Source organism: Pseudoalteromonas piscicida (assembly GCF_000238315.3).
Lineage (GTDB): Bacteria > Pseudomonadota > Gammaproteobacteria > Enterobacterales > Alteromonadaceae > Pseudoalteromonas > Pseudoalteromonas piscicida.
The window spans coordinates 2262288-2285974 of the sequence record NZ_CP011924.1; the positions used below are offsets into that span (position 1 = coordinate 2262288).

Below are 23687 nucleotides of genomic sequence, written 5' to 3' on the forward strand. Positions count from 1 at the left end.
ACATAGGAAAGCAAAAGAATGACGGAAGCAACGCAACAAGCGCCAGAGCGAACGCTCGAACAAGACTCTTATCAACTGATTAAACGCCGGCTTAGTAACTTTGGCAGTGAACTGAAAAGTCAGATAGATAACCTCAACCAACAGCGTGTTGACACTTTTGGCAGCACCGAGCTTAAAGTGAAAGGTCGAGCAAGAGTTCGCACTGAGCATAACTGCGTGCCGCGCGACATCGTACTGATCGGCGACAAGCTTATCTTTGCTTATAATGTCTTTATGGGGCTTAAACAAAATACCCAAGTCAGCGATGTATTCACCGTACAAAAGCTACACTTGCAAGAAGATCATTACGAAATAGAACCTTACCCGCAAGAAACCAAATTCCTCACTGATCAACGTTTCTTACGGGACTTCGACGAACTATACACGTATTACAAAGACACCCGTCTACAGCACCTATTTGTTAAATCAAACAAGCTTTTTGCACTATTTCAGATTGGCGAAAAGCTCTCTGATGTCCGCGTGTTTCGCTGGCAAATCGCCAAAGACGAAACCTTAGATTACATTGATAACCGAGGAGAGCGTGACCTAGGCGAAGTGGAAAACTTTGACTTTGAATGGCAAAAAACCGATCGCGCCGATCACGTCGAAGGCCGTCACCCACATATTAATGTAAACGACAAAGTATTTATTGAAGTATCGAGTGGCAAACTCACCGTAAAAATAGAAAACAATACCCAAAGCGGTGAAGGTATTTATCAAGAAGCCGTTGATGACGCCAGTCAATCACTCGCAGATTGCGATTTACGTTTTGCCGAAGTTGGCGAAATGGTGTTGTTAAAGTTACTTCCCTACCGAGAAAAACAATGGCGTTATTTTATTTATAATTGCCGCACCCAACAGGTATTGCGCCAAGATGCGCTGGGTGGTGCCTGTGTTCAATTACCTGAGAACCAAGGAATTATTTTTCCTGGTGGCTATTATTTACAATCTGGGCAAACACGCTATTTTGACGACCAACTGGACGATTTAATTTTCCATCGCCAGATCAAATCACCCAATGGTGAAGATGTACTGTATATCTTCTACGAACCAAACGAGGGTCGCTACGCACTTTTCTCTTACAATATTATTGAGAAAAACCTGCAAAATCCTATTTATTGTCATGGCTATGGAATTTATGACGATGGCTTAGCGCTAACCTTTAAAGCAGAGCCTGAGCCTGAGCGCGTGCACCCTATTCAAATCTGGCAAAGCCCATTTTGTGGCAGCGAGTTTGCCGCACAAGCCCCTCGCGCAAGCGGCTTATTTGGCCGGATCGGCAACCCGGATTTAGTACGCGCGATTTCTGATTTATACAGTGTGTTCAAAGCCATTAACGAACAAAGCCCCACGGTCTTTCATTATGAAGATTTAATTGCCCTCACCCGCAGTATTTTAGACCGCTATCATTGGCTTGCTGAAGCGGACTTTGCAGACGTCACAGCAAAACTACATGAAATTTTTGAAACTTCGGAGCAGGTACTCGACGAATTTGAAAAGGTAAGCCAAATTGAGGCCGACGCTCGGCGCGCAGAAGCGGAAATAGAGCAAGCCATGCAAGATGTGCTTCGCGAGGTGAGACCTGATAGCTTTAAAACAGCGGAGCAATTCGTTCAGAGCTTAGAATATCTCAAACGCTTGAAAGGCAAAGTGATAAGCCTTGAAGAAGTGAAGTATATCAATCTTGGCGCGCTATCTGTCATGCTGCAGCAGATTGATGAGCAAACCTTGAGTTTAAGCCATAAAACCGCGGAGTTCTTGCAGCAAGATAGTGCTTTGGCGCCCTACTACGAGCAACTAGACTCCTTAGAGCAAGCCAGAGCACAGACAGAGAGTGTCACCGAGCTTAACGGCTTTTTGGCAACCTTGGAAACCTTGAGCGCTGAACTTGATTTGCTCAACCATACCATGCTGGATCTCGACATTGACGATAGCCGCATTCGCACTAAAATTTTGGAAGATGTCAGCGCCATTTATGGTCAAGTAAACCGCGCCAAAGCAGCGTTAGAAATCCAGAAAAAGAGCGTGGGCAGTGTTGAAGCAAAAGCCGAATTCGCGGCTCGCTTTAAGCTTTTCAGCCAAAGTATTACCAGCGGTCTAAGCGCTGCCAAAACCCCAGAGCAATGTGACGACCAGCTCTCTCGCTTACTTATCCAATTAGAAGAGCTCGAGTCTCAATTTAGTCAGTATGATGAATTTTTAACGGAGATCTTGGCTAAACGTGATGACGTTTATGAAAGCTTTGAGGCGCATAAACAGCAGCTCATCGACGAAAGACAGCGCCGAGCACTAAGCCTAGCAAACGCTGCTGAGCGTATTTTACAGGGGGTGAATCGACGCTCGCAAAGTTTTAAAACCTTAGACGACATCAATAGCTATTTTGCCTCCGATCCTATGATTGGCAAGCTGCGTGATTTAACGCAAGAGCTAAAGCGCCTAAGCGATGAAGTGAAGGCGGATGATATTCAAGCCAAACTCAAGGCCTGCAAAGATCAAGCAATCCGCGCTTTGCGAGACAAGCAAGATATTTACATTGATGGTGGCAATACCGTTAAAGTCGGCAAACATGCGTTTAGTTTCAATAAACAAATCCTTGATTTGACTTTGCTGCCTCGTGGTGAACAGCTGATGTTACACCTCACCGGCACTGAGTATTTCGATACTATTCCTGACGCCACTGTCAATCAACAACTCAATGACGCAAGCACATACTGGCAGCAAAACCTGATCTCAGAAAATCGTCACTTATATCGAGGCGAGTACCTTGCAGCTCAAGTATTAGCAGCTGCGGAGCAAGACGGCAACGACTTTAGTCAAGCAGATCTAGAACTTGCCGTTGATGACGGAAGTTTACTGCCCATCGTACAAAAATTTGCAGAACCCAGATATCAAGAAGGCTATGAAAAAGGCATTCATGATCAAGATGCCAGCCTGATCTTAGCTAATTTACTAAAACAAAAACGACAGCTTGAGTTACTCGTCTACCCTGCTAGCTGTCGAATTGCGGCACAGCTATTTTATACTCAACAAAGCAAGGCTGAGCTAGCTGAATTGGCGTTTCAGGCCACACAAGCAGAGCTGATGGCAACGAAGTTAGATGACCATAGTTTTAGCCAACAGCTAAGCAAAGAATTGAGTGAAAAGATCACGGCATTTTGCCAACAAAATTTATCGAGCTATTTAACCGAGCTACACCGCTTTTCAGGCGAGTTAAGCGCAACTTACTTAATTAAAGCCCTTGCCAAGCAAGTTAAGCCGAGACAATTTGATTTGGCTTCACCTGCAAAACACACCAGCGAGCAGTTTATCTCGATGGCAAAGGCCAAAGGCGTTTGGCAACAGCTTGAAGACTCATTAACACATTTGACTAAACTTGCGGACAAATGCCGCCTGTTAAGTAGCTGGCTGCGCGCCTATGGCAGTAAGCAAAATGAAAGTGCTGAAACCTTGCTTGAGGCCGCTAACTACATTTTGCTTTCCACTCAGTTAGATATCACCTACCAAGTCAAAGAAGCCGAAATAAAAACCGAAATTTCAGGTTTAATGGGCCAACACCCACGTATCGAGAACCAAGTGTTACGCCTAGATTACGCAGACTTTTTTGCCCGTAGTAACGAGTATCTCACGGTTCATGTTCCGGCCTACAAACAGTATCAACAGTTAAAAGCACAAGTGCTTGAGGCGCAAAAGCAGCGCTTGCAATTGGATGAGTTTAAACCCAGACCGCTAAGCTCATTTGTACGTAACCAGCTGATTGACAAAGTCTACTTCCCTATTATTGGCGATAACTTAGCAAAACAAATCGGGGCTGCAGGAAACAATAAACGCACCGACTTAATGGGCATGTTGCTGCTTATCTCCCCACCGGGCTATGGTAAAACCACGTTAATCGAGTATGTGGCTAACCGCTTAGGACTCACCTTTGTTAAGGTCAACTGTCCATCCATTGGTCACGACCAAGTCTCTTTAGATCCTGCTCAAGCCATCAACGCGACCGCCGCAAAAGAAATTGAGAAGATCAACCAAAGCTTTGAGATGGGCAATAATGTGATGCTGTACCTTGACGATATTCAGCATACCAACCCCGAGTTTTTACAAAAATTCATCTCTTTATGTGATGGTTCAAGACGCATAGACGGTGTGTGGAATGGCCGCAGTAAAACTTATGATCTGAGAGGCAAAAAATTTGCCGTTGTGATGGCAGGAAACCCCTACACCGAATCCGGTGAATCCTTTAAGATCCCAGATATGCTTGCCAACCGTGCGGATATTTACAACCTCGGTGACACCCTCAGTGGCTGCGAACAAGAATTTGCCATGAGCTTTATTGAAAATACGCTCACTTCCAATGCGGTGCTTGCGCCACTTGCCAATCGTGGTATGGAAGACTTGTACAAGCTAGTACGCATTGCCGACGGAGAAGACATCTCCATCAATGAATTGGAATTTAATTACTCTCAAGCGCAAGTGAATGAAGTTGTCAGCGTACTGAAAAAGCTGCTCACCATCCGCAACACCGTGCTCAAAGTAAATGCCCAATATATTGCCTCAGCAGCGCAAGATGATAACTATCGAACCGAGCCGCCGTTTAAGCTACAAGGCAGTTACCGGAACATGAATAAGATGGCTGAAAAGGTGGTTGCTGCCATGAATGACAGTGAACTTGAATACCTAATTCAAGATCACTATCGCGGTGAAGCACAAACGCTTAGCAAAGGCAGCGAAGAAAACTTACTGAAACTGGCTGAATTACGCGGTACCTTAACGGATGAAGAAGCAACGCGCTGGCATGAAATCAAGGCCGAATATGCCCGCCTGCACCGCAATAGCGATGAGGGAAGCCCTGCGCAATTGGCAGTTGAACAGCTAAGCTTTGTCAATAAATCCCTTTCGCAAATCGCCGCTAAACTCGACAAAGAGCAGCTTAGCTTTGATTACAGTGCGCTATTGCAACAATTGGCTCAAGTGCTTAACGAGCAAGAGTTTGCCACGCAGTTAACTGAGCTACGTGAGGCCTTAACGCAGCAACCTTACGCTACACCGCTAAAACAATTGATAGCTTCACAGCAACAAGTCGCTGAGGAAATTGCGGGGCTGCAAAACGCTATCAAACACACCGCGAACAACGAGCAGCTACTCACTAACCTTGGCAAACTCAATGACTTGCTCAGCACCCAAGCGCAAATACAACAAGCATTGGGCCAACAAGGTCAGCAGCAAAATACGTTATTTGAAAACCTGTCTGAGCGCTTAGAAGCGGTGGCACAACCGCATATTCAAGTCGACAATCACATTGATGATAGCAGTGCAAAAGCGCTTGAAGCCGTCACCACTTTGCTAACAAATACCTTGGCAAACTCAAACGCTGAACAAGTCCAGCAGCAACAGCTAAAAGACATTTTACAAAAGCTAGAGGATATTCAATCAAGGCCTGTAGTTAGTAATGGTTCACCAGCGAAAAACCCGTATATGCTGTAACGGCGGAAAAACGCTTGCGAAACAAGCCAAAGCCCATGGATGGGCTTTGGAGATGTAAAGTGGCAGATAACTTACTCCGGCATTTTTGCCATCACCGCCAAAAACTCTAGTGAGGGTGCAAAAAACGCAGAGCCCATATCGGCACTAGAATAATCCAATATGGGGTCGTATTCATCCCCTTCCCCCAATCGGCTTCTTAGCACCAGCTCAAAAGCATCGCCCTTGGCACTGCAACTTAGCGACAAGCTTCCTTGTTCAAATACATCACCAAATGGCATGCTTTGGTTAAGCAGTAGCGCATTACCGTTTGCGTCTTTCAATTCGGTTAATGCCGCATGATTACAGGGTTCGCAATCTTCAATTAGGTCATTGTCGAGACGCGTACGCCCCATTAATTGCTCTTGCTCAGCAAGCGGCAACGCCTGCCAGCGCAGTAAATCAAACTTCACCCGCTGTACGTGAATATAACTACCAAGGTGGTCGGCTGCATTTGGGTTGTGCACAAGTGCAACTTCCCGTTTATTGCGCCCTCTAGGGATGTCTGCACCATAAATAAAGCCATTAAAATCACGACCATCTAAGAAACGGAAAGCGCGCACATGTGCCACCATTTCAACTAGACCGTTTAGCATGTGCAGCACACTTTGAGCAAAGATATGATTAACGTCTTCTCGGTCGGAGCGGATCACGTAAAGCAAGTCAAAAGGCTGAGTATGCACGGTGTGCTCAGCCTCAACAATATGTGGAAAGCTTTTTAACTCTTTAGGAATAAACTCAGGATAAATGTGCGGCCAGTATTGCGCACCAACCGCGACAAAGCTCGACAGCATAGACTCGGAGAATCTGTCTTCCAACTCCTCTTGCAAGCGTCCACAATTTGCGAGCGCCGCTCTTAGCGCCTCGTCTTGCCCTTCAAGCACATTGAAGAACAAGTGTAAGCCGTGCAAATTGGCTTCAGCACACACACCTGATTGGGCAAGCGCCATGCTCTACTCCCTGCGTTTATTCATTTGCTATTAAGAAAAGAAATTTACAGCATGTGCCTTAATTTTTAAAGAGATTGGTTGATTTAAGTCGAGCGGTTCATGCGCTGGATGCGGTACTTCGAGCTCTTGACCCTCTAATGCAACACGGTAAATGTACTCTGTTCCCATAAAGCGCTGATTGAGTATTTTAACGCTGCCAAGCTCGGCGTTTTCTAACGTAATGTGCTGCGGCCTCACATACATTTCACCCTTCGCGTCGATATTACCGAGCTCAACGAGTGATTTTACGGCACCAAATTGGGTTTCTACCGAAGCGCCATTCACTCGTTGTGCAGGAATATAAATTCCCTGACCCAAAAACTCGGCAACCATTTTGCTCTTTGGTCGTTGGAATAACGTTCTCGGCTCACCCACTTGTGCGATTTTCCCTTTATCCATTATTGCCAACCGATCGGCAAAAGCAAAAGCTTCTTCTTTCGAGTGACTAACAAAAATCGCGGAAACTTGCTGATCTTTGATTATACGGCGAATATCGTTAATTAACTGAAACCGCACTTGAGCATCTATATTTGAAAACGGCTCATCAAGCAGCAACAGATTTGGCTTGTACGCCAGTGCTCGCGCAATTGCGACACGTTGTTGTTGGCCACCTGAAAGCTCGTGTGGAAAACGGTCGCTATAGTCTTGCAGCTGCACCAAATGGAGCATTTCAGCTACTCGGTCTTGACGTTCACGCTTGCTTTTTAAGGTTAAACCAAACGCCACATTTTGCGCCACAGTGAGATATGGGAATAGCGCATAGTCTTGAAACATCATGCCAATATTGCGTTTTTGTGGAGGTACAAAAGCGCCATTACCATTCATGGCTTTGCCTAAAATACTCACCGAGCCTTGAAATGGTTCTATCAAGCCCGCTATCGCCTTCAGCGTGGTCGTTTTACCGCAGCCACTGGCACCAAGCAAACAAACAATCTCGTTTTGTTCTACTGTCAGATTTAGGCTATCCACAACGGCTTCACCGTCATAACGATAAGAGAGATTTTCAAGCACTAAACTATGCATTAACTTCGCTGCTCCATAGAACGGTTTACAACATAAAGCGGAATTAAACCAACCAACACAATAAATAACGCAGAGACAGAAGCCAACTCCAGCTGCTCATCACTCACATATTGGAAAACGTGTGTTGCCAGTGTTTCATAATTAAAGGGTCGTAATAACAATGCCGCTGGAAGTTCTTTCATACACTCAATAAAAACCAACAGTGCTGCGGTTAAAATACCGCGACGCAGCAATGGCAAATGTATTGATAACATGGTTTTGAAACGATTGCGACCCAACGAAAAACTTGCCATATCTAGACTTGGACTGATCCGCTGATAACTCGATTCGACCGCGCCTTGCGCAATCGCATAAAATCGTACAACGTAAGCAAAAACCAGTGCAAAAATCGTCCCGCTGAACAGCAAACCAGGCTCAAATGAGGAGCTTTCAAGCCAAGTATTTAGCTTGTCGTCTAATAAAGTGAGTGGAATAAGTACTGCAATTGCCAGCACAGTGCCCGGTAGCGCGTATCCGGTACTCGCAAGCTTACCCGGCAGCGTGACGCGTTTACCACTGCTAACTCGCTGGTTAAACACCACCAGCATGCTCATGATAATTAATACCACACTTACCCAAAACGCTATTTTTAAACTTTGCCACGCATACAAGAAAAAGTCGTCATTCCAAGCTTGTTCAAAATAGTCGACGGCGTAATCTGCAAGCACCCATGTAGGCACGATAAAAGCCGCAATAAGAATAAGCCAACAAAAAGCGCTAGCGAACCAAGCCTGCGCGCCTTTAAGATGATAAAGCGTGGTACTGTTAACACTCGATTGGCGCTCATGCACTACCTGAGTTGGGCGGCTTACTCGCTCCAGTGTTAGGGCTAAAAATAAAAACAGTAGCATGATGCCTGAAATTTTAGCCGCAGCAGTAAGTGAATAATAACCCAACCAAGTATCGTAAACGGCGGTGGTTAGTGTACTCACGGCAAAGTAATGTACGGTTGCAAAATCTGCCATGCTTTCCATGGCGATCAGTGCCAGCCCCGCCACAATCGCCCCTCGCGACAAAGGTAAACTTACCTTAAAGAAGCTCTGTGAAGGCGACTTACCCATCAATTGGCTGGCTTGCACCAGCTTAAACGACTGCTCTCTTAGCGCCGTTCTAAAAATCAAAAACAAATAAGGATAAAGCACCAGTGCAATCATCACGATAGCACCTGACAAAGTGCGAATATCAAAGAACCAATAATCATCTGGAGATTGCCAGCCAAACCACTCTCGCAGCGCTATTTGTACAGGCCCAGCGTAATCCAGCAAATCGGTATACACGTAAGCAATCAAATAGGTTGGCATCGCAAGGGGTAGCATCAACGACCATTCGAAAAAGCGCCGTCCAGGAAACTCACAGTACGCGGTTAGCCAGCCAAGTGGTAGCGCGATTAAAGCGCAAAGGATGCATACACCTACAATCAGCCAAATCGTATTGCGGACATAGTCCCACAAAACGGTGTTCCAAAGGTGAGCAAAGACTTCGGAGTCAGGTTGTAGCGACTCAAAGATTAAAAACATCAGCGGGACTGATAGGCTAAGCCCTATCAGCCACGCAAAACTCTGCCATTTAGACAGTGAAAATGATAATTGCATTAAAGGTCAAATTTTACCTCATCGATTAGCTTAAGCGCTAACGGACGGTATTTACTGATCTCTGACAATGGTAGGCTGTCTTCCTTAAACTCACCCCAAGATGCCACAAGTTTCGATAACTCGACGCCAGGTTTAACCGGGTATTCCATATTCATCGACGCATACATATTTTGCGCCTTATTGTCGGTCATAAACTCAATGAGTTTCAAGGCATTTTCTGTATTTTTAGCGTGCTTGGTCAAGACAACACCAGAAACGTTGATATGAGAACCACGATCTTGTTGATTTGGGAAGTTGATATATACCGCTTCAGCCCAGGCTTTTTGCTTTTCATCTTCCATCATCTTACCGAAGTAATAGCTGTTTCCGATGGCCAAATCACACAGTCCTTCTTTTACTGCTTTGACTTGTGCACGGTCGTTACCTTGAGGCTTACGAGCTAAATTTTTCTTCACACCTTCAAGCCATTCTTTGGTCTTTGCTTCGCCATGATGGGCAATCATAGACGCCACTAAACCAAGGTTATAGGGATGCTTACCTGAGCGTGTACAAATTTTACCGCGGTATTGTTCATCCGCTAGCGCTTCATACGTAAGCGCATCTAACTTGCCTACACGGTCTTTTGCAGAATATACATTGCGTACACGCTTAGTAAGCGCAACCCACTGACCTTCAGGATCTCTGAAGTTCGCTGGGATATTCTTGGTTACAGCTTCGCTGTTAATTGCTTGTGTTAGGTTTTCGTCTTCAAGTTGAATTAGCGCACTGAAGTTTGAAGTGAGTACGAGATCAGCACGGCTATGCTTGCCTTCACGCTTAACACGCTCGATTAAGCCTTTTTTTGCAAAAACCACATTGGTCTTGATACCGGTTTGCTTGGTGAAGTCATCCAAAATAGGTTGGATCAGAAAAGGTTGTCTAAACGAGTAGATATTAACTTCCTCTGCAGCCATTGCAGGTAGGCAAGTAAGCGTTGCCAGTATAGTAACAAGTGCTTTTTTCATAAAGACTCCATTAGGTAAACAATAATTATTATCAACTAATTCTACCTGTAATTGTGCCGTTTTACACCCTGAATATTTGAAACTACGCTCAAGATAAAATTAGCGTTGTAGAAAACGGGAGAATTACCTGTGAGATATATCTCACTTAGCTACCAGAAATTGAGTAAAGATGCGCTGAAATAACACTCAAAATAACAGTAAGTAATTAAAAAATAATAAGTTATTAATTATTACTAGAAGAAGGCGCAAAAAAGATTGAATTTCACTGCTCCCGATTTTTTTTAGTCTGCTTATACTTAACAACATCTCAGGAAGAGAGATAAAGGATACACGGGATACGCTCAGGGCAGGATTTGCTAATGGATAAGCACCCACTTAAAGGAATATAGGGAAAAGCGAGCGAGATTGTATGTCACATGGTGTGATTACATTAAAGGACAGGGATTAAAGGTTCATGATGAGCCTAAGGATTGCTTCAGGGGAGAGGCTAAACGTTGAGGGATAACGTTACTGCATTGGATATGCAGGTGGTTAAGGATGAGGAAGGAAGGTACATCGGATGTACTGGTAAAATGTGGCTTAGGAGATGCCAATTGTTGCAATTAACAGTGCAACACCTAGCTTGAAGCAACACGTTCAGGCTACCAAGTGCCAAGGTAAAAAAGTGATGATTGGCACTGCTATTTTGGAAAGTAGCAAATAGGGGCAATTAGAACAAGGGCTTGTTCTTAGCAAGTGGATGGCAATGGATAAGACATCGGACGTGTAAAAGGAAGATGGACACAGGGCAAGATGCCTTTATTCGCAAAACGAGAACACCAAGCGATGCCATGGAAGAGGAAAGATTCAGGACGTTGAACTACTCAACTTTGCAGGATGCATTTAGAAGATTCCGTAAGCGCGACTCAGCAATGGGTCGCGCGCTTCTTATTTTGTTCCTATTTATCGCGTGATATTACGTTTGTGTTGTCGAGATAAATCTCGACCTACCGCCGTCTTGCTCGCTGTACCGCGTAAACAATTCAGCTTTTTGTCGAAATAAATTTCGACCTACCGTCATCTTGCTCGCCGCATTTAGTAAACAATTCAGATTTTTGTCGAAATAAGTCTCGACCTACCGGCATCTTGCTTGCCGTATTTCGTAAACAATTCAGCTTTTTGTCGAAATAAATTTCGACCTACCGGCATCTTGCTTGCTGTATTTCGTAAATAATGCAGCTTTTTGTCGAGATAAATCTCGATCTACTATCATCTTGCTCGCCATATTTCGTAAATAATGTGGTTATTTTGTCGAGATAAACCTCGACCTACGGTTAGGGCTCAGCCTACAGTTTACTGCGCTTACCCTTTAAGTAGGCATCTCTGATATCGATAAAATGCGCGGTTAATTTAGCTGCCGCATCCTGCTCGCCGCATTCGGCAAACAACACACACGCAACTTCTGCCGTACCAAGCTGATGTTCATGCGGCGCGACTCGTAGCTTGTAATCCGAGAGCTTTTCAGGGGCGATGGATAACACAGGTAAACTATCGAGGTAGGGGCTCTTTCTGAACATTTTCTTAGCTTCACGCCATGTCCCATCCAAAAAGATAAATAGTGGTGTTTTATTTTCAGTGCGAGTCACCTTAGTAATTACCCGTTCAGGCTCCACGCCTTGCTCTGGGAAAACGACTATTGGTGCATATTGCTCGTCCAAAAGAAGCGCTAATAACGCAGCGTCAGGCTCAGTTCTGTCCCAACGAAAGGCATGATTATCTGGGATCACATCGGCAATCAAGCGTCCGGTGTTGGAGGGCTTAAAGCTTTCATTATGATACATAAGCAAACACACCGCACAGTCTGCTTTGGCCACTTCGACTTTATCGCAAATACATAGAGTCGTGGCTAATAAGCAGCATTCACAACGCGCAAGCTTTGATCCCCTTGCCTTATATTCGCGTTGAGCCGCAGCGATTTGACGCTGTCTAAGCGCTAGTACTGAATTATTCACTCTGTTCCCCATCTAAAAATGCCGGCGTATTTTAGTAAAGCGCTCGGCTGGCGTCTATGCAAACTTATGCAACATCTTTACTCATGACATAAGCTTTTGTACTCTAAAGTTTTATTGGGTTTCATTAGGAGTAAAAAATGCAAGTAAAGGACTCTGCAAGACTGAGTTATCGCCTACTCACCTCACAAGATGCACAGCTGCTCGCCGATCTTGATAGCGACCCTGAGGTAATGAAATACATCACAGGCGGTCAGACTAACTCACTTGAAGAAGTAAAAACTGTATATATTCCACGTTTAACAGAGTTTACCGATGAGATCAAAGGTTGGGGGCTTTGGGGTTGTTTCGAGCTGCCAAACAAGGCATTTATTGGTTGGATTTTGGTTCGCCCTGCTAATTTCTTTTCAGAACAAAGAAACGATCAGGATTTAGAGCTTGGTTGGCGTTTTAAACAAGCCTCTTGGGGCAAAGGGTTTGCAACAGAGGCCGCACAACATATTATTCCAGACCTAATAGCAGCCAATCCTACCTTGACGCACTTGAGCGCTATCGCTGAAGAAGAGAACCTTGGATCCATCAAAATTATGCAGAAACTTGGGATGAATTATGTGAAAAAAGGGCTTCACAAAGATATTTTAGGAGATATGGAAGTCGTTTATTATCATAAAGTTATTAATTAAACGAATGAAAGCGCAACCACCTAAGACTACGGTTGCGCTTGCTCACTGCTATTAAATGCCTTTGCGACGCAGTGGTTCGGCATACATGCTCAACACCAATTGCTTCAGCTCTTCCGGTACAGACTCTAGTTTAGAGATAAAGTCCTCTTTATCTTCTGGACTCACTTGCGCATCATCACCTGCTGCTAGGTGATTGGTTGAATGCAGATAGTATAAATCTAAAATCTGTTTATCAATGACATTCGCCAGCTCATCTGGGTTTTCAACATCCGCAGTGATAGGATCGCCAAATGCGATATGCACATGGCCTTTATCTGAACTAAAGCCCTCGACAATGCTAGCAATGTCTTCGCCTTGTGCTTTCACATATTGGCCAAACTGCTTTTTATGGTATAGCTCTTTAGCCTTAGCAACCGCGCATGGCTCATATTGATAGGAGATGGCAACGGGCACTATCCTGAGCTGCTTTACATATTCTGAAAAATCTAGCTTCTGTTTGCGACCATTGAGCTGTAGCATTTTTAACAGTGCTGGATCGGTTTGATCTACTCCATCCTTTGCACGCCCCTCTTTTTGCGCAATCCAAATGGAGTTACCTTCACTCAATGAGTCAAAAATATAGGCAGAAAGCTGGGTTAATGCTTTTAGCATTTCTTTCGGCGCCTTTGCCGAACGTTTTACTATAAAACTCTTATTAAGGCGCATAAGCTCAGTGATATAAGGTACTTGTAGTAAGTTATCACCAATAGCGATACGCACCGTACGCATATCTTGCTGATGCAAGCCCCAGTTAACAAGCGCAGGGTCTAATACGATATCACGGTGATTTGAAATAAATAAATACGAGGTATTCGAGTCCAATGTTTCAAGGCCAGAATAAGTCACTTTAGACGTCGTTTTATTGATTAAAATTTGTAGATAGTACGCCACTTCATCTTGTACTTGTTCAATCGTACAAAAATCTCCCCACTTCTTTTTTAGTTTCATTCTTACGAGTGGGCGTGCAATAACAGGCCAGGCATTCAACCAAGCTGGCAGGTTATATTTGGCGATCACATCAATGAATTGATCATCACCTAGTAGACGTGCCAATGCTGGCACTACTTCATCATCATTATACGGTCTAATGTCAGCGTATTTATCCACTCTACTTCTCAAATTGTCGGATTAACGAATACTGGAACGCATTCTATCGTGTCAAATAAACAGACGCTAAGCATTTCATGTCTGACCACCAAGGCGATATACCAAGTTGGAACATTAAATGCTTAAGCGTCATGCAATTGTAATACGGTAAAAAGTACCACAATTGTTTATCTTCTAACAACTTTACCTAATTTGAGTATAGCTAATCTTAGTAAGAGTGCTGCTAATAATGCGCCCATCGATACTGTTAACCAATGTGGTAGCACTTCGTGCTCCTCACCTATCATCGGCGTTACTACAAAACCGTAAGTATTAACTAAGTAATCAGTTAAATAGCCAAAGATAAGCGCAACCCCGATAACGCCGCCCAAATAGGCAAACACGGCACGACGCCCTAATTCTTTACCTACCACCCCAATTGTGGCGATGTTAGTTGCAGGACCTGCGAGCATAAATACCAATACCGCACCAGGTGAAACACCAGCCATTAATAAACCCGCAGCGATTGGAGTTGAAGCGGTGGCGCAAATATACATTGGGATACTGATAAGAATAACCACTAGCATGGCAATAATACCGTCGCCCCATTGAGATAAGAAAGATTCAGGCACAAAGGTTTGCACTAACGCTGCAAAGAATAAACCGATAAGTAGCCAAACAGCGGTGTCGGACAGTAATTGATTACAGCTGAACTTAACAGCTTCTACAATTTTGCCAAAAACCCCTTGGTTTTCAGGTACGGGGGCTGGCTCACAACAACTTGTCGTGGCTGATGAAGCATCGCAACAACTGGTTACGGTAGGCTCCGGAGTATCACAACAAGACATATTCGCCCCTGCCATTGCTAATTGAGGGCCTGCAGGCGCACAGCAGCTTGAGCTTACTTTTGCGGTTTCCACTTTAGTGCTGGCGCAACAGCTATCATGGCTGTGATGCTTTTCAGCAGGCTTTGGCTCTGAGTGATGATTAGCGTCACAACAACCGCTAGTCGCGCTTGATTCCTCTGAGGTATTAAGGTGCTTTAGCGACACAGGCTTATCATCTTTCTCACTGCCAACGAGCAACCCAGCCGCAATTGCGCTAACCACAGCCGCAATTGGCCTAATTATCGCCATAAAAGGACCAAGTAGCACATAAGAAACCGAGATAGAGTCCACGCCAGTTTCAGGCGTTGAGACTAAAAATGCGGTTGTCGCACTTTTTGAGCCGCCCGCTCTTCTCAGTCCCACTGCAGCTGGAATAACGCCGCAAGAGCAAAGCGGCATCGGCGCCCCAATCAGTGCTGCCTTTATCGTCGTCCAAAATCCTTCTTTCCCTAAATGCTTTTGCAACAAATCTTTTGGAATAAATACATTAAGTAACCCGGCCAATATTAGGCCAAGCAGTAACCACGGGGCAGATACTAAAAATAGCTGCCAAAAATTTACTATCAGTTCATTCATCGATAGCCTCCAAGGCCGTTAAAATCGAGCAGCTCACAGCCGCTTCCTCACCGCCGCAGCATTGCTCTGCTAGCGTCGATAACGATTGTTCAAATTTTTGTAACTCAGCGATACGCGCTCTCACTAAATCTCGTTTAGTGATAGTCAGTGTTTTCACTTCTTCACAACTGTGCTGATGCTTTTCAAACTTTATCTTCAGCAAGTCTTGCACTTCTTTGAGGCTGAACCCCACTTCCTTCGCGCGAAGAATAAAGCGCATTTGCTTTTCACTTTGCTCATCAAACAACCGATACCCGCCCTCGCTCCTTGTGCAAGGGTGTAGGAGATCGTTTGCTTCATAATACCTTAACGTGTCAGTTGATACGTTAAGCCGCTTTGCCAGCTCACCAATCTTTACCACTTTACACTCCCAAGTCCTGAAGATTATCCTAGTCGACATCACAAGTATAAACCTTAGAGTTAACTCCAAAGTCAAGAAAAGGATAAAAATAATGCGAATCGTGGTATTAGACGCTAAAACCCTTGCAGGAACCGATCTTTCCCTCATTGCCAAACTAGGCACATTAACGTCTTACGACACCACATCCAGTGAGGACATCATCACACGCTGTAAAGATGCAGCAGTCATCATCACCAATAAAGTACAATTAACTGAAGAAACGATCGCGGCGTTACCGCAATTACAACTGATTTGTGTTGCGGCCACAGGCGTCAACAACATCGACTTAGCAGCCGCAAAAGCCCATCGCATTGCGGTTGCCAATGTGGCTGGTTATTCGACGCCTTCTGTCGTGCAGCACACCTTTACTATGCTTGGTAACTTAATGACAAATATTCATCGTTACCAGCAAGACTGCCATGCAGGGCTTTGGCAGCAAAGTGACATGTTTTGTCGTTTGGACTACAGCATCAATGAAATTGCAGGCAAAAACTTTGTGATCGTAGGCCATGGAACGTTAGGAGAAGCCGTTGCAAAAGTCGCACAAGCATTTGGAGCTCAGGTAATTGTTGCCGAACGTAGAGGCGTAACTGAGGTTAGAGCAGGACGAATGGCTTTTGAAGAAGCACTGCAGATTGCGGATATTGTATCGATTCACTGCCCGCTTACCGCTGAAACAGAAAACCTGATTTCAAGTGCTGAGTTCGCCCTACTTCCAAATCATGCTTATCTTATCAACACCGCAAGAGGCGGAATAGTCAATGAGCAAGCGCTGGTGGATGCACTAACTAACGAGCAAATAGCTGGTGCTGCTGTGGATGTCCTCACACAAGAGCCGGCACAAGCAAGCAACCCACTCGTTCAATACCAAGGTGAGAACTTGCTTTTGACACCGCATACGGCATGGGCAAGTAAAGAGGCTATCGAACGTTTAGTCGGCGAAATTACCATTAATATTGAAAGTTTTGTGGCTGAGACAACGAGAAACCGAGTGGTCTAGATTACTGTTTTAGTGAGTGATATCGCTAAATGTTAGTGAAAACCATCAACTATAAACTGATTAAAAACCAACAACAAACTGATATTTATAAACTTTATTAGTTGGCAAAGAGTTTGCAACTCTTGTGATAATTCAAGCAAAAACAAATGGCTGTTTGCATTATTTACTCAGCAACAAAATTAAAAAGGAAAACAACAATGAAAAAATTAATGTTAGTGGCTGCGCTTAGCTCTACTCTATTATCAGGCTGTATCGTTGCTGTATCCGACGGTGAAGTAGAGCACGGTTGGGCTTCTGAATACAACTCGTCTAACTGGGAACATAAACAGCGTAAAAATCGTGAAAAGATTGCCAACCTTGAAATGGGCGCGTCTTACTCATCAGTAAAAGACATGTTTACAACCCCTGATTTTAGCGAGTTGGTGTCAAAAGACGGCGACAACTATCAAGTGCTGTACTATGCAACCAACAGTAAACACTCAGACGGCAAAGTAACAAAAGATGAGTGCACGCCATTGGTATTCAAAAATAACCAACTGGTTGGCTTTGGCGACAACGCATTAAAGCAAATTCAGTAAGACTTTATCGCACCAAGGATGGTGAATAATGCGGATACGCTCTTTTCCCTGCATATGGCTTTAGATATTTATAGTGCTTTAATAAATACCGTGCTTTGCTGCTTTTGTGCAACGGCAAGGGCACTATCTGCCATTTTGATCAACTCACCAAGCTCACTACTACAGTGATTTTCAATATGAACTGCACCAATGCTAACGCTCACATGAGCACATATCGGTGAGGCAATATGGGGGATTTTTAACGCATTAACCGAGTCATGCAACGCTTCTGCTATCTCATTAATTACATCGATATTATGCTGAGTTAGCACCAACGCAAAACGAGTACCATCAAAACGGCCAATAAATAAAGAACGTCGGGTTGCGCCTTCTTCTAGCGCTTTGGCGACCTTAAATAAACAATCATCACCATGCATGTAGCCATAATGCTCATTAAACGTTTTAAAATAGTCCACCTCAACCAGCATAACGGTAAAAGCACTGCCATCAGCTTTTGCGATTTCTAATGCTGATTTCATCGCTTCATCTAGATATCTACGATTGGGCAACTCCGTTAAACCATCGATAGAGGCTAGCTTTTCTAGCAGATCATTTTTCTTTTTTATTGCTAAATGGTTTTTGATTCTGGCTTTTACAATCAAAGGGTTAAAGGGTTTAGTAATATAATCCACTGCCCCTAACTCCAAACCTCGTGCTTCATCTTTAAAGCTCACACTACCGGAGATCACGACAACGGGAATACCATAAGTGCTCGCATCCTTTTTTAGGCACTCTAAAACAGAAAACCCAGCGCCGTCAGCCATTAACACATCTAAAATAATAAGGTCTGGTTTGCTTGCTTTTAGTTCATCAATACATAACTTAGTGTCAGTGCTATGGGATAACCGATGGCCATCACCTAATGTATTACTTAGGACCATCTTATTTATTGGGTCATCATCAATAATAAAAATGTGCTCAGCTTGCTGCATCTTATGACGCTACCTTTTTAGCTCGATAAAGCACACCACCTGTGAAAGTGCATTTGTTAACACATCCAAGTCAGTGCGATTTGTTATTGTTGTGATCGTTTTGCTTTGCGTTTCAAGGTCTTTCGCAACTTTCGCTAGTCGCTTAAAGCCCAGACCTGCTGCAGCGCCCTTAATTCCGTGTGCTAACTCGAATAATGCTGAACCTTGCTCTATTTCAGCAACCTGTTCTAGGTAATCATGGCAAAGTTTAGCAAATTTATCTAACATTGTTTGCAAAAACGTTTCATTTTGCATCATTTGTGATAAAGCAAACTCATAATCAAAAAAAGCTTCTTCTGTTTTATCTGACTGGAAAATATTACTTGCCAATGCCTTGCACGCCTGTGTGCTATTAATTGGTTTTACCAAATAATCATTCATGCCAACGGCTGTAGCTTTCGCCCGCTCTTCTTTACTTGCATTGGCGGTCAAGGCGATAACGGGCAGCTCAGTTTCAGACCACACAGCTCTGATCTGCTTGGTCGCTTGATAGCCATCAATGTTTGGCATATGGATATCCATCAGGATGATGTCGGGTTGCAGTGAGCGGCAAACTTCCTCAATATGTTCGGCGCTTTGTAGCCCTACGGTAGAAATACCATTCTGCTTCAACATATTTTCAGTAATATCTAAATTTAAGTTGTTATCGTCGACCACCAAGCAAAGTGCACCGGCAACCTGCATACACACGTTGTCGACGGTTTGCGTCATATGGGCAAATTCAGCAAGCCAAGTATAAGCTGATTGGTAAAACACATTTTGATTAAGCGCAATATGGTTACTTTGCTCAGGAAATTCCCCTTCACTATGTAGTAGTAATGCAGTATTTCCAGGTAGCGCATAAGCGGGGTCAAGCGCTGCTTCCGGTGGAATAACAACAATAGACTTGTCGAGCTGAGTATTCATCGCGTGCAATCGTTCAACAGATAAAGGTTCTGCAAGACCTGAAAAATAGCTTGGTAAGCTATGCGCTTCGGTGGTGAGACAGTAAACTTCTTTGTGACTATCCACAACTGGACAAGCGCCTTTATCTAGCACCAATTCGAAGAAAAAGCAGCTTCCCTCGTTCGGGGTTGAGTTAACCGCAATATCGCCACCTAAGAGTGCAACTTCTTGCTTCACAATCGCAAGCCCCAAACCAATGCCTTCGTGACGACGTGTGAAGCTTTCATCACCTTGGGTAAATGCGTCAAAAAGATGTTCAATCTCTTGCGATTTGATCCCAACTCCTGTGTCCCAAACAGCAAACTTTATGGTTTGTTTTGCAGCTCTATCATTAACTAACGTTACCTTCAAACCAACCTTACCATGATTGGTATACTTTACAGCGTTACCAAGTAGGTTTACTAAGATTTGCTTTACCTTATCTTCATCACTGTACAGGTAAGGCCAAACTTGAGGGTCGACCTGTAACTCAAATTCCAAACCTTTTTGTATACATAAAGGTTTAATCAGTGATTCTATCGTGGTAAATACATGGCAGGTCTGAAATGTCTCGTATTGAATTGTACCCTGATGACTTTCGACTTTAGCAAACTCTAAAATACTGTTGAGCATGGTAAGCAGCTCGTTTGCAGCTCCAGAAAGCTGCTGCAATTTTTTATTCTGAACTCGAGTCAGCGCCTCACTTTTGATCATATCCGCCAAACCTAATATGGCATTAATTGGCGTTCTAATTTCATGGCTGATATTCGCGATAAAGCGGCTTTTGGCAAGCGTTGCGCGCTCAGCATCTTGCTTTGCCAACAACAAACCGGTGATATTTTGAATATGGATTACGTAATACTTAGGGCGCTTATTTTTATCCCAAACTAAAGAAATACTCAATTGTAACCAGCGGTGCTTACCCGACTGTGAGATCATGTGTTCAACGACTTTCTTTTGCTCTTTTAATAGCCCAGCCAAGACAGGCTTTAGCTCTTGCCAGTTTTGTTCATCAAACAAGCGTTCCAGCTGCTTTTCTCCCGTATTCTTATCAAGTGACAAGTAACGTTTGGCAGCCTTGTTCATCTCCAAAATTTTACCGCTGATCGCAGCTAAAATCACGCCATTAGGTGCAAACTCAGTCGCAGCCCTAAAGTTTTCTTCAGAGTCTCTTAGGGCATTGTATGCCTCTTGTGCGGCAGTAATATCTCTCGCAACCCCCAAACAACCGATGAGCTTTCCAGTTTCCGATTTCAATGGCGTGATTGTCAAAAAGTAGGTATTCGCCCCAAGGACAAAGTTAGTTGCCACTTGTTCTTGCGAGCGCTCCATCGCCGCTTCTTGCTCAAGTAATATGGTTAATCCAGATGTCACTTCAGGTTGTGTTTTCGCAACCAAATCCGACTTATCAACACCCATAAACTCTTCAAATGCGCGATTACAGCCTATGAATGAACCGTCTATATTTTTGAAATAGATAATATCGGGCACAGAGTCAAGCACTGCATTTAGCAAAGCAGCTTGACGCTCTTTTGCCTCAAAGCTTTGCTTTAATGCCTGTTGTTTACGCTTAATTTCGTCGTCTATTTCTTGATTATGTTGCTTAAGGGCATGCATTAAGCGCGATTTTTGCTCCACTACCTGCTTAATTTGTATAAACCAAGGTTGCCATTCTGAGGGGATGGGATAGTTTAAAGTGGCTTGTGGTGTATGCTCTTGCAAAGATAGATAATTCACAAAGTGCTTTAGAGGTCGGACAAATATTTGTCCGCTTAACCACACAATAGTCACAAAGGTAAAAAGAATAAAAAACAGTAATAGTGCAAGTTCGAGCAAGATCTCCCGCTGTAGTGGAGCGGCAAACTGCTCATAGCTTTCATGATAGTTTAAGCTAATAGGCTCTTTGGCGGGTTTTGCAATAAAGTGCAGTCCGTACTGCCAAGGTGCTGATGAATTTACAAGCCCATCGTGGTCGTGATCATAGCGTTCTCCCGCGATAATCTCATCACTTTGGTTTTTAAATTCCATCGTACCTTCTAAGGAGCCGATGTTTAACAACCATCTATCAATAATATCGCTATCATAAATCATCAATACATGAGCGTTATCCACCGTTGATAGTTTCTTACCGAGCGCAAACATTTGTCTATCGAAAAACTTCACGGGTGGACCAACGACTATATTGCCCAAGCTAAAGTCGGGTTCGAACTTACCTTGAACTAGCCGCGTGATGAAATGGCTGCTTGAGGCTTCTCGACGCTTAACATACGCAAAGCCGTCATCTTCTACGTATGCGACCGCATACAATCCACCTTGCAACGCGAGCGCGGCATCAAAAGCGGTATTAAGCGACAATACGGTTTGCCATCGTTTCGTGGCAAAAAGCGCTTCACTGACTTGCCCACGACCAACAATCTCTCCACCATTGTTTGGTAACGCATGATAATAATGTTCAGGGTGTTGCTCTATATCTTCTAACCACTCTGGTGGCTTTTGAAAAGAAATGGGCTGCGCTAGGTTAACGGCGATGCTATCAAGAACGACATGTGCAGCATAAAACTCTTGTTTCAGCTGCTGAGAAACATATTCATACTGACCAAAACGTACTTTGTACTGGCGTTCGAGTTTAATTTGATAGAGGTGATAGGCTAAGACGAGGACAAGTAGGATGGGTATTATTACCGCCACTAAAATTCCCTTTCGGTAACTTTTTAGTGGTAAAAATTCTTTTGTCGCATCCATTTACTGGCTCGTTCCCGTTTGCACACAGTGTTAGCAAAAGAGTAACGAGCCAGTCGGCTCAAGGCAAGTTATAAATTTTCTTCAGCAAAACTTGCCAAGCGGCTTCGTACTACACCGTTTAAGTTAATGGTAGCGCTACCTTCAAAGTCTTTAAAGCGCTCAACAATATAGGTTAACCCTGATGTCACCGGGGTGAGATAATTACTATCAATCTGGGCGAGGTTTCCCGTACAAATCAATTTGGTTCCCTCACCGCAGCGAGTGATAATAGTTTTTAACTGTGATGCCGTTAAGTTTTGGCTCTCATCTAAAATAACGACCGCATTTTGAATACTACGGCCACGCATAAAGTTCACCGATTTAAACTGAATGTTCGCCTTTTCCATAATATAGTTACGGCTAGTCACTGGGCTTTCATCGTGTTTGTGGAGCACTTCTAAGGTATCTGTAATTGCCGCAAGCCAAGGGGCCATTTTCTCTTCTTCCGTACCCGGTAAAAAGCCGATGCTCTCTGCAATTTCAGGCGTATTTCGCGTCACAATTACCTTATCGTAAATTCCTTTTTCGATGATCATTTCAAGCGCACTGGCAAGCGCCAATAAGGTTTTTCCGCACCCTGCTGGCCCAGTTAGTATCACTAGTTCAATGTCAGTATCAAGTAATGCATCCAGCGCCATACCTTGGTTGATATTTTTTGGTTTCACTCCCCATGCTTGACGGTGCATCAAACGTTCAACGCCTAAGTCTTTTAATCGAATGTGCTCAGAGTCGTAACCCACAACCCGAGCTGCAAAGTGATTAGTATCGTCTATCAGATATTCATTACAGAACACATCTGGTACGAGTGATTTTGGCACATCATGAACCGTGTATCGCCCTTCCTGCTGCGTTTGACACTCACCAACATTTTGCCAAAAATCGCCTTCAACCTTTTTAAAGCCACTGGTTAACAGCGCAATGTCGTCAATCAGTTGATCGGTACGATAGTCTTCAACATACTTGAGTCCAGCGCCTTTCGCTTTTAGTCGCATATTGATGTCTTTGGTAACCAGCACCACTTTTTTGTCGCTGTACTGAGTTTGCAAATGTACCGCACAATTAATAATGCGGTGGTCATTTTCGTTGCCGGGTAACCCTGAGATGGAATCAGGAAACAGGTGATCGTTTACAATAATCAATTTACCTGAACTGGGCGTTCGGTGACTTTCTATCCTCAATGTTGGTAGCGCTACCCCCTCTAGCATTTGCTCTGGTGTTGCATCGCGAAGCACATCATCTAACCCACGAATGGCAACTCTTGCGTCTCGGCTCACGTCACTCTTTCGATCTTTTATATGATCAAGTTCTTCAAGGACAGTCATGGGAATAACAACATCGTGTTCTTGGAAGGAAAGGTAAGCGAGCGGTTCATGGAGAAGTACGTTGGTGTCGAGCACGTACACTTTATGGTCTTTGTCTTGTTTTACCATAGCGCATTCCTGTTGTTTACAGATTATTATGCTATACCCAATACACAACGTAGTGACCGATTATGT

At 44.0% G+C, this 23687-nt stretch carries 15 protein-coding genes; 4 read left to right on the forward strand and 11 right to left on the reverse strand.

The window, feature by feature from the left end:
- Positions 1-18 precede the first annotated feature (18 nt).
- Positions 19-5517, forward strand: coding sequence for a DNA repair ATPase (locus tag PPIS_RS10500; RefSeq protein WP_010372292.1), 5499 nt, complete (start codon positions 19-21; stop codon positions 5515-5517).
- Positions 5518-5588: 71 nt separating this feature from the next.
- On the opposite strand, the gene PPIS_RS10505 is transcribed toward PPIS_RS10500, so the two are convergent.
- The 5 genes from PPIS_RS10505 to PPIS_RS10525 all read right to left on the reverse strand — a co-directional run bounded on the left by PPIS_RS10505 (position 5589) and on the right by PPIS_RS10525 (position 12191).
- Positions 5589-6503 (reverse strand): Dyp-type peroxidase, encoded by a 915-nt coding sequence (locus PPIS_RS10505; protein WP_010372296.1) that lies wholly within the window; start codon positions 6501-6503, stop codon positions 5589-5591.
- A 30-nt stretch (positions 6504-6533) separates the two neighbouring features.
- A complete protein-coding gene (locus PPIS_RS10510; RefSeq protein WP_010372299.1) occupies positions 6534-7565 on the reverse strand; it encodes an ABC transporter ATP-binding protein in 1032 nt (343 codons plus the stop codon).
- Positions 7565-9196 (reverse strand): ABC transporter permease, encoded by a 1632-nt coding sequence (locus tag PPIS_RS10515; RefSeq protein WP_010372302.1) that lies wholly within the window; start codon positions 9194-9196, stop codon positions 7565-7567. The genes PPIS_RS10510 and PPIS_RS10515 overlap by 1 nt, the downstream gene beginning before the upstream one ends.
- Entirely contained in the window at positions 9196-10200 is a 1005-nt protein-coding gene (locus tag PPIS_RS10520) for a Fe(3+) ABC transporter substrate-binding protein (protein ID WP_010372304.1), read from the reverse strand. Before PPIS_RS10520 ends, PPIS_RS10515 begins: the two co-directional genes overlap by 1 nt.
- 1325 nt (positions 10201-11525) lie before the next feature.
- Positions 11526-12191, reverse strand: coding sequence for a tRNA-uridine aminocarboxypropyltransferase (locus PPIS_RS10525; RefSeq protein WP_010372307.1), 666 nt, complete (start codon positions 12189-12191; stop codon positions 11526-11528).
- Positions 12192-12328: 137 nt separating this feature from the next.
- Between PPIS_RS10525 and PPIS_RS10530 the strand changes: the two genes are divergently transcribed.
- Entirely contained in the window at positions 12329-12871 is a 543-nt protein-coding gene (locus tag PPIS_RS10530) for a GNAT family N-acetyltransferase (RefSeq protein WP_010372310.1), read from the forward strand.
- Between the two features lie 51 nt (positions 12872-12922).
- Here the strand turns inward: PPIS_RS10530 and PPIS_RS10535 are convergent, their stop codons facing one another.
- From PPIS_RS10535 to zntR, 3 genes are all read right to left on the reverse strand, one after another.
- Positions 12923-14017 (reverse strand): 1-acyl-sn-glycerol-3-phosphate acyltransferase, encoded by a 1095-nt coding sequence (locus PPIS_RS10535; protein ID WP_010372313.1) that lies wholly within the window; start codon positions 14015-14017, stop codon positions 12923-12925.
- A 167-nt stretch (positions 14018-14184) separates the two neighbouring features.
- A complete protein-coding gene (locus PPIS_RS10540) occupies positions 14185-15459 on the reverse strand; it encodes an SO_0444 family Cu/Zn efflux transporter (protein WP_010372316.1) in 1275 nt (424 codons plus the stop codon).
- Entirely contained in the window at positions 15452-15859 is a 408-nt protein-coding gene (gene zntR, locus PPIS_RS10545; RefSeq protein WP_010372320.1) for a Zn(2+)-responsive transcriptional regulator, read from the reverse strand. Before zntR ends, PPIS_RS10540 begins: the two co-directional genes overlap by 8 nt.
- 91 nt (positions 15860-15950) lie before the next feature.
- Between zntR and PPIS_RS10550 the strand changes: the two genes are divergently transcribed.
- Entirely contained in the window at positions 15951-16898 is a 948-nt protein-coding gene (locus tag PPIS_RS10550; RefSeq protein ID WP_010372323.1) for a D-2-hydroxyacid dehydrogenase, read from the forward strand.
- A gap of 197 nt (positions 16899-17095) precedes the next feature.
- Entirely contained in the window at positions 17096-17476 is a 381-nt protein-coding gene (locus PPIS_RS10555) for a DUF3192 domain-containing protein (protein WP_010372325.1), read from the forward strand.
- 68 nt (positions 17477-17544) lie between these two features.
- Here the strand turns inward: PPIS_RS10555 and PPIS_RS10560 are convergent, their stop codons facing one another.
- The 3 genes from PPIS_RS10560 to PPIS_RS10570 form a co-directional block, all read right to left on the reverse strand.
- Positions 17545-18447, reverse strand: a complete 903-nt coding sequence (locus PPIS_RS10560) for a GGDEF domain-containing response regulator (RefSeq protein WP_010372328.1) — start codon at positions 18445-18447, stop codon at positions 17545-17547.
- Between the two features lie 9 nt (positions 18448-18456).
- Positions 18457-22098, reverse strand: coding sequence for a hybrid sensor histidine kinase/response regulator (locus PPIS_RS10565; protein ID WP_248694155.1), 3642 nt, complete (start codon positions 22096-22098; stop codon positions 18457-18459).
- Positions 22099-22220: 122 nt separating this feature from the next.
- A complete protein-coding gene (locus PPIS_RS10570) occupies positions 22221-23621 on the reverse strand; it encodes a PhoH family protein (protein ID WP_010372335.1) in 1401 nt (466 codons plus the stop codon).
- Positions 23622-23687: the final 66 nt, after the last annotated feature.

What these genes read in the sequence shown, in the direction of transcription:
- PPIS_RS10570 (WP_010372335.1), bottom strand. Translation starts at nt 23,621, where the DNA reads ATGGTAAAACAAGACAAAGACCATAAAGTGTACGTGCTCGACACCAAC.
- PPIS_RS10505 (WP_010372296.1), bottom strand. Translation starts at nt 6,503, where the DNA reads ATGGCGCTTGCCCAATCAGGTGTGTGTGCTGAAGCCAATTTGCACGGC.
- PPIS_RS10540 (WP_010372316.1), bottom strand. Translation starts at nt 15,459, where the DNA reads ATGAATGAACTGATAGTAAATTTTTGGCAGCTATTTTTAGTATCTGCC.
- PPIS_RS10515 (WP_010372302.1), bottom strand. Translation starts at nt 9,196, where the DNA reads ATGCAATTATCATTTTCACTGTCTAAATGGCAGAGTTTTGCGTGGCTG.
- PPIS_RS10510 (WP_010372299.1), bottom strand. Translation starts at nt 7,565, where the DNA reads ATGCATAGTTTAGTGCTTGAAAATCTCTCTTATCGTTATGACGGTGAA.
- PPIS_RS10530 (WP_010372310.1), top strand. Translation starts at nt 12,329, where the DNA reads ATGCAAGTAAAGGACTCTGCAAGACTGAGTTATCGCCTACTCACCTCA.
- PPIS_RS10520 (WP_010372304.1), bottom strand. Translation starts at nt 10,200, where the DNA reads ATGAAAAAAGCACTTGTTACTATACTGGCAACGCTTACTTGCCTACCT.
- PPIS_RS10500 (WP_010372292.1), top strand. Translation starts at nt 19, where the DNA reads ATGACGGAAGCAACGCAACAAGCGCCAGAGCGAACGCTCGAACAAGAC.
- PPIS_RS10550 (WP_010372323.1), top strand. Translation starts at nt 15,951, where the DNA reads ATGCGAATCGTGGTATTAGACGCTAAAACCCTTGCAGGAACCGATCTT.
- PPIS_RS10560 (WP_010372328.1), bottom strand. Translation starts at nt 18,447, where the DNA reads ATGCAGCAAGCTGAGCACATTTTTATTATTGATGATGACCCAATAAAT.
- PPIS_RS10555 (WP_010372325.1), top strand. Translation starts at nt 17,096, where the DNA reads ATGAAAAAATTAATGTTAGTGGCTGCGCTTAGCTCTACTCTATTATCA.